The sequence below is a fragment of the Oceanisphaera arctica genome (assembly GCF_002936955.1).
In the GTDB taxonomy this organism is placed as follows: Bacteria; Pseudomonadota; Gammaproteobacteria; order Enterobacterales; family Aeromonadaceae; genus Oceanimonas; species Oceanimonas arctica.
Window position 1 is genome coordinate 1 of sequence record NZ_MPZM01000057.1, and the last position, 13,764, is coordinate 13,764.

Here is a 13,764-nt window from a genome sequence, read left to right on the forward strand (position 1 = left end):
GCAAACGCGGTGCGTTTGCCACCCTGCCATGACATAAAAGCCCTGACTTAACGGTCAGGGCTTTTTGCTATCTGTTCATCAGTCAATACGGCACGATATTCCTATCATCGTTCCCGGTGATTAAGGATTGCAGGTATCAGCCGAACTGGCTCAAAAGCTGCTGTATTTCGCCAAAACGTTGTTGTTCCAGTTGGCCGAAGCCGGGCTGCTTTTTTGCTTTCAGGCGGTTGAGCAAGGGAGTGGTAATGCCACATAAGAAGCAGGCCAGAGTGTGGTTGCTCAGGGTCTGCTGGCTGTCGGCCTGTAAGCCCTGGCACCAGTGCTGCAACTGCTCGGCAGTTGGCAGTGGCGGTCGTTTGGGGAGGGGCAGTTGCACCGGCTGACCGGCGCAGACCGAGCAGTGGCCACAGCGCACAGGTGCCTGATGATCGGCGAAGTAGGCGGCCAGCCGATGGCTCAGGCAAGAGTCACTCTCAAAGAAGCCGATCATTTCTGCCAGACGCGTGATTTCGCTCGCCTCCTTCTGCTGAAACAGATCATGAATCCGGCTGGTTTCGGTTTGCAGATCGAAATTGTTCTGCAGTACCCGATAGACTTCGATCATCTGTTTGCTTTCCAGGCTGACAAGACCCTGCTGGTGCAGGTAGTCGAGCGCGCTGATCACCCGCTTTCTTTCGCCGCCGTCTTGCTGCCAGATGGCATCAAAATTGACCTGACACCAGCTTCTGGCCAGAGGAGAACCATTGAAGACGGCGGTGAGAAATGCCTGACGCTCTGGATTGAAGCGGCTGAGGATCTCTTCCCGTGATTTGATAAACTTGAAGCGATAATCGGCAAAATAGCTGTATTGTGGTTCTATAATGCGATTCAGCTCCAGATAGACCAGCAGGGTTTTCAGGGGTAACAGCCGAATGTTGGTGCTGTTCGACAGCCGTAGTGGCATCAGTTCCCACTGCTCGCCGGCTAGCTGCAGTTCATGCAGTAAGGCCTTGATGGCATCCGGTTCGGGGGTATCTCCGTAGACGAAGTTTTCCAGCACATTGAGTCCGGCCTGATTGCCGAGCAGGATACAGCGCGATGGCTGGCCGTCCCGGCCAGCTCGGCCGATTTCCTGACTGTAGTTTTCGATGGATTTAGGCAGATCGTAATGGATCACCCGACGGATATCGGCCTTGTCCACGCCCATGCCAAAGGCAATGGTGGCGACGATGCAGGGCACGCTGCCCGCCATAAACGCCTGCTGTAGCTGCCGACGTCGATCCTGATCCATGCCCGCATGGTAAGCCTGTGCCTGAATGCCGGCCGCCGTCAGTCGTTCGGCGATCCGTTCGGCGGTGTGTTGCAGGGTGACATAAACGATGGTGGGCTGGGCGGGATCCTCGATCAGCTGTTCGATCAGGGCGGGCATTTTCTCTGCTTCGGTAACCGGTATTACTTCAAGGTGCAGGTTCGGCCGATAAAAGCCGGTGATCACCACGTTTTCACGAGACAAGCCGAATTTTCGCTGCATATCATCGATAACGTTCGGTGTGGCGGTAGCGGTCAGTAGCAATACCTGAGGAATATTGAGCTGCCGGCGATAATCGGGCAGCTTGAGGTAGTCGGGGCGAAAGTTGTGACCCCATTCGGAAATACAGTGGGCTTCGTCCACTACCAGCAACGAAATCGGTATCTGTCCGATAAACTGGCGGAAGCGCTCGTTCTTCAGCCGTTCGACGGAGATCATCAGTACCTTGATGCGGCCCTCGCGGACATCCTGCATGATCTGGCGGCTTTCTTCCCAGCTCTGGGTGGAGTCGATGCTGGCGGCGGGGATATTCATCCGCGACAGAAAGGCCAGTTGATCCTGCATTAACGCCAGCAAGGGGGATATCACCAGCGTCAGCTGCGGTAACAGCAGCGCGGGTAGCTGGTAACAGAGTGACTTGCCGGATCCGGTCGGAAAAATCGCCGCCGCCGAGTGGCCGGCCATCAGGGTATCGATCACTTGTTGCTGGCCGGGGCGAAGCGAGGAAAAGCCGAAATGCTGTTGCAGGGTGTGGAGCAGAGTCATGGAATTGAAGCCTTGAAATACCGATGCACACAGCTTGGCGTGCACTACCGGCTTTGGCAACTTAAAACGCCGGTTGTGAGGGGCAGGCGACTGAACTTAAGCCAGCTGTCTCTGTGCTATGCCTGACGGTTTGCGCCGAATAAATTGGCGCCTGCAAACACATAGCGCCAGGGGTGAAGTCGGAGGCCTTGCTGGTTAACTCCGTGCAGCCCGATGGTTTGCGCCGAATACATTGGCGATGACAAAACCAAGAGACCACACGGGTAGCTGAGCACTTATGGCTGACGGATTTCTGCTGTTATAAAGCCATGAAATCCTGGTGGAACGACTTTTCGCAGTAGTTGCAGCGAAAGCGTACCTGGCCTGCCACCGCACGCACCTTGAACTTGCTGGTCACCGGTTCGTTATGGCTGATGCAGTTGGAGTTGGGGCAGGAAAACACGCCTTCTACCCGCTCGGGTAGTTGCAGCTGCAGCTTTTCCACCACTTCGAAGTCTTCGATCAGGTTAACGGTGGCGTCAGGCGCAAACAGCGCCAGCTGGTTGGCCTGAGCGGCGGACAGGCGGGTGTTTTCCACCTTGATGATGTCCTTGGCACCCAGCGCCTTGGAGGGCAGGTTCAGGCCGACGGTGATTTTCTCATGAGTCTGTACCAGACCGAACAGTTGCAGGATCTTGATGCCCTGACCGGCGGGAATATGATCGATCACGGTGCCGTTGTGAATGGCTTCGACTTGCAGTTGGCTCTTGTTCATCATGTCTCTCACAGGCTCTCGTTCAGTACCAGGGCAAGCAGCGCCTGGCGTGCATAGACGCCGTTTTCTGCCTGCTCGAAGTAATAGGCATAAGGCGTGTCGTCCACCTCGGCGGAGATTTCGTCGATGCGGGGCAGGGGATGCAGCACCTTGAGGCTGTCTTTGGCGCCGTCCAGCACCTCGGGAGTGAGCACGTATTTGGAGGCCACATGCACATATTCGGTTTCGTCGAAGCGCTCTTTCTGTACCCGGGTCATGTACAGAATATCAAGCTCGTCCATCACCTCTTCCATGCTGTCACGGAACTCGAAGTTGATGCCTTTTTCGGTCAGCTCGTCACAGAGGTAGTCGGGCATGGCCAGGGCCTGGGGAGCGATAAAGTAGAACTTGCAGCCAAACAGGCTCAGCGCCTGGGTCAGGGAGTGCACGGTACGGCCGTACTTGAGGTCACCGACAAAGGCTACCGTTAGTCCCTGCAGCGTGCCCTGGGTTTCGTAGATGGTGAACAAATCCAGCAGCGTCTGGGTTGGATGCTGGTTGGAGCCGTCACCGGCGTTGATCACCGGCACCGAAGAAAACTCGGCTGCCAGCCGGGCGGCGCCTTCCTGCGGATGGCGCATCACAAAGGCGTCACTGTAGGAGCTGATTATTTTCACCGAGTCGGCAAGGGTTTCCCCTTTCTTGGCCAGTGAGGTGCTGCCGCTGTCGGAAAAACCGATCACGGAACCGCCAAGGCGATGGATGGCGGTTTCAAACGACAGTCGGGTTCGGGTAGAGGCTTCGAAAAAACAGCTGGCCACCACTTTATGCCTGAGCAGATCGGGGCGAGGGTGGCTCTTGAGCATCACGGAGGTGTCGATGATCAACTCCAGCTCGGCGCGGGTGAAGTCTGATATGGATATTACATGCTTTTGATATAGGGGGTTTGCCATCAGCAACGCTCTTTAAGGTGTAAAGTGAAGACCATAAAAAAGCCCCTGAAGGGGGCCATTAGAGCTAAATAATTGCAAGCGCCGCCGTTTTCACGACGAACGAGCGTAAAACCAGCCAGACGTTCGGGTACAGAAATGAGCATTTATTCCATTCACTCCGAGCACTTGCAAATCGAGCAGATTATAGAGAAATGTGTGCTCAAAGCAAAATCTGACGAGCCGTAGACCTCAATGCGGTGAAAAGATAAGCGAACGAACCAGTACCCGCTAAAAAGCGCTTTACCTTTAAAAGCCTATCGTTATAATTCGCCTCGTATTGCAGGGGCGTAGTTCCAATTGGTAGAACAGCGGTCTCCAAAACCGACGGTTGGGGGTTCGAATCCCTCCGCCCCTGCCAACTTCTTCTCGAAAAGCCAGCTTAACAGCTGGCTTTTTGCGTTATGGAGTATCTATGACGCCGTTACAATCGCAATTATGGCAATTGCTGAAACTGCCCACCTGGCGCTGTGCTCATCCCGAGCGGTTGCCACATGCACCAGCTCCCCCCCTCGAGATGGCAGAAGTACTGCTCGTAACCGGGCAGGGTAAGCTGCTGCCGCCTTTATTGCGCACCGATCTGATACTGGCGTTGTCGTTGCATGAAACCCAGCTGCAGGTGATGGATGAAGCTACCTGGCTGGCGGCCGGCATGCCGTCGGCGAAGGCAATGTTGGGGCTAAATCTGACAGGCGATACTGCCGCATTTGGCTGGCATGATTGCCTGCCGCTGACGCCCGCCAAAAAACGCGAACTCTGGAGCCGGTTATGCAGCCTCTGTTTCGCCCACTGAGTGCCGACGACCTGGACACCATGCTGCTGGTAGAGCAGGCGGCTCATGGCCACCCTTGGAGCCGTAGCCTGTTGGCCGACAGCTTCGGCGAACGCTACTTTACCGGCTCGCTCTGGCTTTCAGGACAGGGGTTTCAGGATAAGGGGTTTTCAGAACAAGCGTCTCAAGAGCAGGGTCAGCTGCTGGGTTACTTTATTGCCGACCGCATCCTAGATGAAAGTACGCTGATGAACATCTGCGTGTCACCCGACAAGCAGGGGCTGGGGCTGGGTCGCCAGCTGATGGATCATTATCTGCGACTCTGTAAACAGCAAGGCCTTACTCAGCTCTGGCTGGAAGTGAGGGAGTCGAATACCTCGGCTCAGGCGTTGTATCTTTCCTGTGGCTATATAGAAAGCGGCCGTCGGCGTCACTATTATCAGAGCGCTTCCGGTTTTGAAGATGCGATTTTGATGAAAAGGTAGAAGGTTTCCTCCTATACTGAAAACCAAATACTCTGTTCTACAAGGATGAAGAATGAGAGGCTCATGGATTTGCCTGCTGAGTACCTTATTACTGTGGTCACCACTGTCTCAGGCCAGTATCTACCGTTATCAGGACGTCAACGGTATGGTGCACTACACCGACAATCAGCTGCGTGCCATCAACCATTCGAATGCTCATCAGGATGCGATCAATCGCGACGGAGTGCTGGTGCGGGTGGTCGAGAAAAAAGACGGCCACTATTTTTTCGCTCTGAATCGCTTGGCCATCAATACCGAGCTGACTTTTCGCTTCTCTCAGGAAAAGAACGTCAATATCCCCAGCCAGATGCAGCAGGTAATCAGACTGCCCCCGCGAGAAGAAAAATTTATCGGCAAGCTGGCGGCCAAAGCCACCGGTAGTTGGCAATACGACTATGGCTTTGCCTACAGTAACCACGCATTGCGGCCCGAGGTCAAAGCACAACCCGGGCTCAAAGTACAGAAAGTGCAGAAAATTGCCGGATCCAGCCTGGTACCATCTAACACCGTCTTTAACCGGTCATTATCGCGATCCTATTTGTCCGAAACGATAGACCTTGCTTCGCCGGTCGCCGGTCGTTACCGGGTTACTCAGGGCTTTAACGGAGAGTTCAGCCATAACAAACCGTCCAATCGCTATGCCCTGGATATAGCCCTGCCTATTGGCACCCCGCTTTACGCCACCCGGGACGGCGTGGTGATGGCGGCGGTGGATCATCATGTGGGTGGAGGCTTAAAGGCAAAGTATCGGGGCAAGGCCAACCATTTGCGGCTGCGTCATGCAGACGGCACCATGACCCTCTATGCCCACCTGCAAACCGGCTCGCTGCAGGTGAAAGAAGGTGACAAGGTGAAAGTCGGGCAGCGGGTGGCGGCGTCCGGCCATACCGGTTACAGCTCGGGCCCTCATTTGCACCTGGCGTTACAGGTCGATAACCAGGGGCGCAGAGAGTCGGTTCCCTTTACTCTGCATGGTAGCTACCCCGTTGCCGGTCGCTGGTTGCTGGCCGGTGAATGGGGTGATGAGTAGGGCGATGAGTAGTGTAATATGCTGAAAATATTATTTAGCGTTATATAGGGTACTTTTCGGGTATTAAGACAATATGCAGGGCGTGATGTTTTATTGTTGAAGTTAAAACCTAAAAATAACCATTATTTAAGATTTTAATTTTTAGTGGGTCGGGGTGTCATTCGAAAAAGCAGTTGATTTCTCCTTTTTGCTGTGGCCTTTTACTTTCTTTTTCGCTTTAAAATCAAAGTAAAAAGGCAGGAAAGCAAGATGGCAGAGTTGGTCGATGTGGCAGATGGCGCTCCACGCAGCATAAGTCACTATATGAGAGTGCTGGGGCCGGGAATCCTGGGGGCTGCCGCCGCCATCGGTGGCTCTCATCTGGTGGCGTCCACCCAGGCCGGTGCCATTTACGGCTGGCAGCTGGTGGGATTGATCCTGCTGGTCAACCTGCTCAAGTATCCTTTCTTTCAAATTGGTGCCCGCTACACAATGGCGGCAGACGAGAGCCTGATCCAGGGCTATGACCGTATCGGCCGGGGTTACCTCTATCTATTCACCGCGCTTAACCTCCTTGCCTCCGTAATCAGCACCGCCGGGGTGGCCATGTTGTGTGGCAGCATACTCGGGCTCTTCATCGGCGACAGCCTCAACGTGACTCAGCTCAGCATGATAGTGCTGGCGGGATCTCTGGTGTTTTTGATCTCCGGTCATTACAAGACGCTGGATCGGGTGACCAAGTGGATTATCGTGGGTCTGGCCGTCGCCACCGTCACCGCAGTTTGTATCGCCCTGAACAAGGGCGGCGTGGCGCAGCCCGATTTTGTCTCGCCCAGCCCCTGGAACATGGCCTCGGTGGGTTTTCTGGTGGCCCTGATGGGCTGGATGCCGGCGCCCATCGAGCTTTCGTCCTGGAACAGCGTCTGGTTACGCCAGAAGAAAAAAGCCCTGGGTGGCGCGCTGGATTATAAGGACGCCCTGGTCGACTTTAACGTGGGTTATGTTACCTCTACCCTGCTGGCGCTCGCCTTTGTTGCGCTGGGCACCCTGGTGCTGCATGGCAGCGGTGAAAGCCTGGCGACGTCCGGTATCGCCTTCGCGCACCAGTTGGTGGACGTTTATGCCAGTGTCATGGGGGAGTGGAGCCGCTGGCTGATTGCGCTGATTGCCTTCCTGTGCATGTTTTCCACCACTGTGACGGTGCTCGACGGTTACAGCCGGGCGCTGAGCGAATGCTTTGTGCAGTTCGGTCAGCCTGCTGGTAGTGGCCCCACCGGTAACGGCAGCCGTTATACCTATCCGCTGATGGTGGTGATGGGCATTATCGGCGCTCTGATCATCATGTTCTTCAAGGGCGCCCTGCTGGCGATGCTGGAATTTGCCATGATCTCCGCCTTTGTCAGCGCCCTGGTATTTGCCTGGTTGAACTACCGTTTGATGGCATTGCCTCTGGTGCCGGAGCAGTATCGTCTGGGCCGCGGCATGAAGACCCTGAGCTGGGTCGGCATCCTGTTCTTTGCCGGTTTCAACCTGCTGTTCGGTTACTGGTATCTGTTTGTGAAATAACAACGATTTGAAAAGACGATTGTTTCGCTGAATTACAAACAAACAGGGGCTTTTGGCCCCTGTTTGTTTTACAGCTGTTATTTCTGTGATCCAGCTCGCTTAAATTCTTCTCTGCCAATCTTCAATTGATGATGTTTTAGGGATTGAAAGTCATAGCCTATTAAGCCTCGAGGAAAGATCGATTTATCTTTTTATGAAAGAGGCAGTATAGTGCTTGTGGTGTTGTCTTCTTCTTGTGCTATCTCCTTATCTTGTCACGCTTTTTGGCGATAAATATCGAGATTTCGATGTTTGCAGCATTAAAAAATATCAATGCGTCGTTTTGGTATAGTCAGGTAAGGCATACCAGGCTGGACTGCGTTATTCAGCCTGAAATAATTAATGGCAAGGCTGCCTGAAAGTTGAAGGAACAGCTTGTCCCAAACCGGATGCGCCTCGCTTATCCGGTGCGATATCAACATTAATCAGGGATTTATTATGTTAATCGGGATTCCAAGGGAAACGCTTAGCGGCGAGACTCGGGTGGCAGCGACCCCCAAGTCGGTCGAACAGTTACGTAAACTGGGTTTTGAGGTCAGTATCGAACAGGGTGCGGGCAGCAAGGCCAGCTTTGACGATGCAGCCTATGAAGCGGCTGGGGCCACACTGGTCGCTGCCGAGCAAATCTGGCAAGCCGCCATGATCTACAAGGTGAATGCCCCTACCGCCGACGAAATAGAGCGGCTGCAGGCAGGCACCACTCTGGTCAGCTTTATCTGGCCGGCGCAAAACCCCGAGCTGGTTGAACAGCTCAAGAACAAGGGCGTCACCGTCATGGCCATGGACATGGTGCCGCGTATTTCTCGCGCCCAGTCGCTGGATGCCCTGTCTTCGATGGCCAACATCGCCGGCTACCGTGCAGTGGTAGAAGCCGCCCACGAATTCGGTCGCTTCTTTACCGGTCAGATCACCGCCGCCGGCAAGGTTCCGCCTGCCAAGGTGCTGGTGATTGGTGCCGGTGTGGCCGGTCTGGCCGCCATCGGTGCTGCCGGCTCGCTCGGTGCCATAGTGCGCGCCTTCGATACCCGCCCCGAGGTAAAAGAACAGATCAACTCCATGGGTGGCGAGTTCCTGGAACTCGACTACGAAGAAGACGCGGATTCTTCCGACGGTTACGCCAAGGAAATGAGCAAGGCCTTCATCGACGCCGAAATGGCGCTGTTCATGGCCCAGGCCAAAGAAGTCGACATTATCATCACCACGGCGCTTATCCCCGGCAAGCCAGCGCCCAAGCTGATTACCGCCGAGATGGTAGCGAACATGCACCCGGGCTCGGTGATCGTGGATCTGGCGGCGCAAAATGGCGGCAACTGCGAGTTGACCAAACCCGGCGAGCTGTTCGTTTCCGACAACGGCGTCAAGATCATCGGTTATACCGACCTCAACGGTCGCCTGCCGACCCAGTCTTCTACCCTGTATTCCACCAACCTGGTCAACCTGGCCAAGCTGCTGTGCAAGGAAAAAGACGGCAACATCAAGGTCGACTTCGACGACGTGGTGCTGCGCAACATGACAGTGGTCAAAGACGGCGAAGTTACCTTCCCGCCGCCTGCCATCAGCGTGTCTGCCGCGCCCAAGGCGGCCGCTCAGGCACAGCCGAAGGCCGAACCTCACGCCAAGCAGCCGAGCAACCTCAAGTACTATCTGGGTGGCGTGGGCGTCTTGCTGTTCGCCTGGCTGTCGGCGGTAGCACCGGCGGAGTTTCTGTCTCACTTCACCGTGTTCGTACTGGCCTGCATCGTGGGTTATTACGTGATCTGGAATGTCTCGCACTCGCTGCATACCCCGCTGATGTCGGTTACCAACGCCATTTCCGGGATTATCGTGGTGGGCGCTTTGTCTCAGGTGGGTGCCGGTGGCTTTGTCACCTTCCTCGCCTTTGTGGCGGTACTGATTGCGTCAATCAACGTGTTTGGCGGTTTTACCGTGACACACCGTATGCTGAAGATGTTTAGGAAGGGTTAATAGAAATGTCACAAGGACTTGTAACTGCGTCTTACCTTATTGCCGCCGTGCTCTTTATTCTGAGCCTGGGTGGTTTGTCCAAGCAGGAGTCGGCCAAGGCCGGTAACTGGTACGGTGTTGCGGGCATGGCGATCGCCCTGCTGGCCACCATCTTCAACCCCGAGGTCACCGGCCTGGGCTGGATCATAGTGGCCATGGGCATCGGTGCCGCCATCGGTATTCGTCTGGCGTTAAAGGTCGAAATGACCGAGATGCCGGAACTGATCGCCATCCTGCACAGCTTTGTCGGTCTGGCGGCGGTATTTGTGGGTATCAACACCTACATCAGCCACGGCGACATGACCGGCGCCATGCTGAACATCCACAACACCGAAGTCTTTCTCGGTGTCTTTATCGGTGCCGTTACCTTCACCGGCTCCATCGTGGCGTTCTGCAAGCTGCGCGGCCTGGTGTCGTCCAAGCCGCTGATGCTGCCGCACCGTCACAAGCTGAACCTGCTGGCGGTGGTGCTCTCTGCCATTCTGCTGATCTGGTTTGTACAGGTGGAAGGTTCTACCTTCGCCCTCCTGGTGATGACCCTGATTGCCCTGGCCTTTGGCTGGCATCTGGTGGCCAGCATCGGCGGTGCCGACATGCCGGTGGTCATCTCCATGCTCAACTCCTACTCGGGCTGGGCGGCGGCGGCGGCGGGCTTCATGCTGTCCAACGACCTGCTGATCGTCATCGGTGCTCTGGTGGGCTCCAGCGGTGCCATTCTGTCTTACATCATGTGCAAGGCGATGAACCGCTCCTTCGTGTCCGTTATCGCCGGTGGCTTCGGCTCCGACGGCGCCGTGAGCAGCGGTGGTGAAGAAGAGGAAGGTGAGTACACCGAAATGAACGCCGAAGACGTGGCCGACATACTGAAAAACTCCAGCTCTGTCATCATCACCCCCGGCTACGGCATGGCGGTGGCTCAGGCCCAGTATCCGGTAGCGGAACTGGTATCCAAGCTGCGTGCGGCCGGTGTGAAGGTGCGCTTTGGTATTCACCCGGTGGCGGGTCGTCTTCCCGGGCACATGAACGTGCTGCTGGCGGAAGCCAAGGTGCCTTACGATATCGTGCTGGAAATGGACGAGATCAACGACGATTTCAACGATACCGACACGGTTCTGGTGATCGGCGCCAACGACACGGTCAACCCCTCGGCGGCAGAAGATCCGGCCAGCCCCATCGCCGGCATGCCGGTGCTGGAAGTGTGGAAGGCCCAGCAGGTGGTGGTGTTCAAACGCTCTATGAACACCGGCTACGCCGGGGTGCAGAACCCGCTGTTCTTCCGCGAAAACAGCGTCATGCTGTTCGGTGATGCCAAAGACAGCGTGGATAACATCCTCAAGGCGCTGTAATCGGTTGAAACGGTTTAAAACAGTATAAAAAGGGAGCTTCGGCTCCCTTTTTTGTATTATGGCGTTCCAGTATAAAAGTCGGACAAAGGGCCAGCTCCACCGACTCGCTCAAGCACCTCCTTGTGACGCTCAGCACATGACATCCGACCGCCATGGACGGCGGGAGTGCCAGCATTGCAGGAGCTTTTGTTGGCCCTGTCATGTGATGGTCGGTGGAGCAGATCCCTTTGCCCTCCTTGATGCTCCGGCGTTGCCTGTTGGCGCCGTCTGCAGGCAACTCGGAGTTCCAGAAGAGGCAACAGAGAACGGCTCCCACGACCGTGAAATGCCAGGGACGGCATGTCCGAGCTTACATGGGGCGAGCTAGTCTCGCCGGGACGATTTGTTTCTGACTGACCGAACATCCAGTGAATGTTCGCAGCAGGCTGAAACAATGAGTGTCATTCCCCGTAGCGTGTCGAGGGAGGCGGCTGTGTTGCCTCTGCGCTCGAATTCAAAAAACGGTCAGACTTTTATACGCATTGGTATAATCCCTTATTTTCTAACGTATTACGGATATTGGAGTTAACACAATGACGAGCTGGCGCGGCATATTGCCGCTCACCCTGCCGGTGATGATGGGCTATTTGCCGCTGGGCGCCGTGTTCGGCGTGCTGTGGGTCGATGCGGGGCTCAGCTGGTACTGGGCGCCCTTGATGAGCATCATCGTCTACGCCGGCGCCCTGCAATATCTGGCGGTGGGCATGCTGGCGGCGGGCATCGGTTGGATCGATCTGGCGGTGGCCTCGCTGCTGGTCAACTTTCGGCATCTGTTTTACGGCCTATCGCTTTATCACCTGTTGCCCAAAGGCGTGATCGGCCGCCAGTATTTTATTTTCGGCATCACCGACGAAACCTATTCCCTGCTCAGCGCCTCCGGTCAGGTCAAAGACAGCAAGACCGCCCTGCTGGTGGTGTTGTTTAACCAGAGCTACTGGGTGCTGGGCACCCTGGTTGGCATCTTGCTGGCGCGCGGCCTGCCGCCGGGCTTACAGGGGCTGGACTTCGCCCTGACCGCGCTCTTTACCGTGCTGGCGGTGGAGCAAATTCGAGCCCGCAAAGACTGGGGAGCCGTGGCGCTGGGGCTGGTGGCCGCGGCGGTGGCGGGCGTTTGGGTCAGTGAGTACTTCCTCTTGGCTGCCTCTGTGATGCTGGTACTGGTGTTGCTGGCCTGGCCCGAGCAAAAACAGAGGGAGGCCCGCCCATGAGTGAGCTGGATTATCTGCTGGCGGCGCTGATCATGGGCGCGGTCACCTTCGGCCTGCGTGCCTTTCCCTTCGTGGCGCGGAGTTTTATCGCCCATCATCGCCGCATTCAGACTCTTGGACGCCGGCTGCCAGTGGCCATGATGGTGCTGCTGACCCTGTATGCCATGGGGGTGCACAACTGGAGCAGCCCCGCCGACGGTAGCGCCCAGATGATGGCGGTGGCCGTGGTGGCGGTGCTGCAATTGTGGCGGCGGCAGGCGCTGCTCAGCATTCTGGCGGGCACCCTGGTGTACATGACCCTGATGAACGGCTGGCTCGGGCTCTGATCCGGGCCCGTCATCGGTTATAATGCGGGCCCCGCACTTTTGGACCCGTGAACCATGACTCTTTCTGTTTCTTCTTTTCGCGCCCGGCTGCTTGGCCTGGCGACCCTGTGCCTGAGCGCAGTGATGCCGGCGCAAGCCGAACCTTTCGTGTTTACCGCCATTCCCGATCAGGACGAGCGCCACCTTACCGAGCGCTTCGGCAAAATAGCCGATTACCTGAGTGAGAAGTTGGGGGTGGAAGTGCAATACATACCGGTGAAGAGTTATCCGGCGGCGATAAGCGCCTTTCGTAACGATCAGGTGCAGCTGGCCTGGTTCGGCGGCCTGACCGGCGTGCAGGCCCGTGCACTGGTGCCCGGCAGTGAGGCCATCGCCCAGGGCGTGGAAGACACCGCCTTCGTCAGTTATATCATCGCCCACCACAGCACCGGTTTGAGCAAGAGTGATCATTTACCCGCAGAGCTTGCCGGCAAGCGATTTACCTTCGGCGACAAGGGCTCTACCTCCGGCCGGCTGATGCCCGAGTTCTTCCTGCGTCAGCACTTCGGTCAGGCGCCGGAGCAATTATTCTCCCGCGTGGGCTTTTCCGGCGACCATAATCGCACCATCAGTCTGGTGCAGTCCGGTGCCTTCGAGGTGGGCGCGGTCAACTACGCGGTGTGGGAGGCGGAAAAGGCCAAGGGCAACATCGACGAGAGCAAGGTCGGGGTTATCTGGGCCACGCCAAGCTATCCCGACTACCAGTGGAGTATTCGCGGTGATGTGAATGCTCGCTTCGGCGCCGGCTTCAAGGAGAAGGTACAGCAGACGTTGCTGGAGATGACGGATCCGGACCTGCTGGCGGCCTTTCCCCGTTCAGGCTTCGTGAATGCCACCAACGACGATTATGCCCCCATTCGTGACACCGCCGTGGCCATCGGCATCATGGATCCAGCCCCGTAAATGAGTGCCGACAGCTGTCTGTTCCGGTTTCGGCAGGATACCCTGGGTTATGCGGGTAGCCCGGTGCTACGCGAGCTCTCGCTCGAACTGCGCCGGGGTGAAAGGGTGGCCCTGCTGGGCGAGTCCGGTACCGGCAAAAGCACCCTGCTGCGCCGGCTGCGCGAGCTGCGCCCTGCCGAGGTGGCCTGGTGCCCGCAGCAACCGGGGCTGGTGC

At 56.6% G+C, this 13,764-nt stretch carries 13 protein-coding genes and 1 tRNA gene; 11 read left to right on the forward strand and 3 right to left on the reverse strand.

Translation table 11 applies throughout. The features are described from left to right. Positions 1–136 precede the first annotated feature (136 nt). From UN63_RS15350 to pyrB, 3 genes are all read right to left on the reverse strand, one after another. Positions 137–2,053 carry a RecQ family ATP-dependent DNA helicase gene (locus UN63_RS15350; protein WP_104488215.1) on the reverse strand — a complete coding sequence of 639 codons (1,917 nt, stop codon included), beginning with the start codon at positions 2,051–2,053 and terminating at the stop codon, positions 137–139. Between the two features lie 298 nt (positions 2,054–2,351). Beyond that, positions 2,352–2,810, reverse strand: a complete 459-nt coding sequence (pyrI, locus tag UN63_RS15355; protein WP_104488217.1) for an aspartate carbamoyltransferase regulatory subunit — start codon at positions 2,808–2,810, stop codon at positions 2,352–2,354. 5 nt (positions 2,811–2,815) lie between these two features. Further along, positions 2,816–3,739: an aspartate carbamoyltransferase gene (gene pyrB, locus UN63_RS15360; RefSeq protein WP_104488219.1), complete on the reverse strand. Its 924-nt coding sequence runs from the start codon at positions 3,737–3,739 to the stop codon at positions 2,816–2,818. Between the two features lie 320 nt (positions 3,740–4,059). Here pyrB and UN63_RS15365 point away from each other — a divergent pair. The 11 genes from UN63_RS15365 to UN63_RS15415 form a co-directional block, all read left to right on the forward strand. Beyond that, positions 4,060–4,136 (forward strand) — tRNA-Trp (locus UN63_RS15365). A 54-nt stretch (positions 4,137–4,190) separates the two neighbouring features. Next, positions 4,191–4,568, forward strand: a complete 378-nt coding sequence (locus tag UN63_RS15370) for a hypothetical protein (protein ID WP_181068265.1) — start codon at positions 4,191–4,193, stop codon at positions 4,566–4,568. Further along, positions 4,544–5,032, forward strand: coding sequence for a ribosomal protein S18-alanine N-acetyltransferase (gene rimI, locus UN63_RS15375; RefSeq protein WP_229793430.1), 489 nt, complete (start codon positions 4,544–4,546; stop codon positions 5,030–5,032). The genes UN63_RS15370 and rimI overlap by 25 nt, the downstream gene beginning before the upstream one ends. Positions 5,033–5,084: 52 nt before the next feature. Beyond that, a complete protein-coding gene (locus UN63_RS15380; RefSeq protein ID WP_104488221.1) occupies positions 5,085–6,101 on the forward strand; it encodes a peptidoglycan DD-metalloendopeptidase family protein in 1,017 nt (338 codons plus the stop codon). A gap of 249 nt (positions 6,102–6,350) precedes the next feature. Further along, a complete protein-coding gene (locus tag UN63_RS15385) occupies positions 6,351–7,646 on the forward strand; it encodes an Nramp family divalent metal transporter (RefSeq protein ID WP_104488223.1) in 1,296 nt (431 codons plus the stop codon). A 477-nt stretch (positions 7,647–8,123) separates the two neighbouring features. Further along, on the forward strand, positions 8,124–9,650 hold the full coding sequence (locus UN63_RS15390) for a Re/Si-specific NAD(P)(+) transhydrogenase subunit alpha (protein ID WP_104488225.1): 1,527 nt from the start codon (positions 8,124–8,126) through the stop codon (positions 9,648–9,650). Positions 9,651–9,655: 5 nt separating this feature from the next. Further along, positions 9,656–11,035, forward strand: coding sequence for a Re/Si-specific NAD(P)(+) transhydrogenase subunit beta (gene pntB, locus UN63_RS15395; protein WP_104488228.1), 1,380 nt, complete (start codon positions 9,656–9,658; stop codon positions 11,033–11,035). Between the two features lie 572 nt (positions 11,036–11,607). Then, complete coding sequence (locus tag UN63_RS15400) at positions 11,608–12,282, forward strand: AzlC family ABC transporter permease (RefSeq protein ID WP_104488230.1); 675 nt, start codon at positions 11,608–11,610, stop codon at positions 12,280–12,282. Then, positions 12,279–12,608 carry a branched-chain amino acid transporter permease gene (locus UN63_RS15405; protein ID WP_104488233.1) on the forward strand — a complete coding sequence of 110 codons (330 nt, stop codon included), beginning with the start codon at positions 12,279–12,281 and terminating at the stop codon, positions 12,606–12,608. The genes UN63_RS15400 and UN63_RS15405 overlap by 4 nt, the downstream gene beginning before the upstream one ends. A gap of 54 nt (positions 12,609–12,662) precedes the next feature. Further along, positions 12,663–13,550 (forward strand): putative selenate ABC transporter substrate-binding protein, encoded by an 888-nt coding sequence (locus tag UN63_RS15410; RefSeq protein WP_104488236.1) that lies wholly within the window; start codon positions 12,663–12,665, stop codon positions 13,548–13,550. Then, positions 13,551–13,764, forward strand: a 214-nt coding sequence (locus tag UN63_RS15415) for an ATP-binding cassette domain-containing protein (RefSeq protein ID WP_146084760.1), incomplete at its 3' end; no start/stop codon positions are given.

What these genes read in the sequence shown, in the direction of transcription:
- UN63_RS15405 (WP_104488233.1), top strand. Translation starts at nt 12,279, where the DNA reads ATGAGTGAGCTGGATTATCTGCTGGCGGCGCTGATCATGGGCGCGGTC.
- UN63_RS15400 (WP_104488230.1), top strand. Translation starts at nt 11,608, where the DNA reads ATGACGAGCTGGCGCGGCATATTGCCGCTCACCCTGCCGGTGATGATG.
- UN63_RS15385 (WP_104488223.1), top strand. Translation starts at nt 6,351, where the DNA reads ATGGCAGAGTTGGTCGATGTGGCAGATGGCGCTCCACGCAGCATAAGT.
- pyrI (WP_104488217.1), bottom strand. Translation starts at nt 2,810, where the DNA reads ATGATGAACAAGAGCCAACTGCAAGTCGAAGCCATTCACAACGGCACC.
- pntB (WP_104488228.1), top strand. Translation starts at nt 9,656, where the DNA reads ATGTCACAAGGACTTGTAACTGCGTCTTACCTTATTGCCGCCGTGCTC.
- UN63_RS15350 (WP_104488215.1), bottom strand. Translation starts at nt 2,053, where the DNA reads ATGACTCTGCTCCACACCCTGCAACAGCATTTCGGCTTTTCCTCGCTT.
- pyrB (WP_104488219.1), bottom strand. Translation starts at nt 3,739, where the DNA reads ATGGCAAACCCCCTATATCAAAAGCATGTAATATCCATATCAGACTTC.
- UN63_RS15370 (WP_181068265.1), top strand. Translation starts at nt 4,191, where the DNA reads ATGACGCCGTTACAATCGCAATTATGGCAATTGCTGAAACTGCCCACC.
- rimI (WP_229793430.1), top strand. Translation starts at nt 4,544, where the DNA reads ATGCAGCCTCTGTTTCGCCCACTGAGTGCCGACGACCTGGACACCATG.
- UN63_RS15390 (WP_104488225.1), top strand. Translation starts at nt 8,124, where the DNA reads ATGTTAATCGGGATTCCAAGGGAAACGCTTAGCGGCGAGACTCGGGTG.
- UN63_RS15380 (WP_104488221.1), top strand. Translation starts at nt 5,085, where the DNA reads ATGAGAGGCTCATGGATTTGCCTGCTGAGTACCTTATTACTGTGGTCA.
- UN63_RS15410 (WP_104488236.1), top strand. Translation starts at nt 12,663, where the DNA reads ATGACTCTTTCTGTTTCTTCTTTTCGCGCCCGGCTGCTTGGCCTGGCG.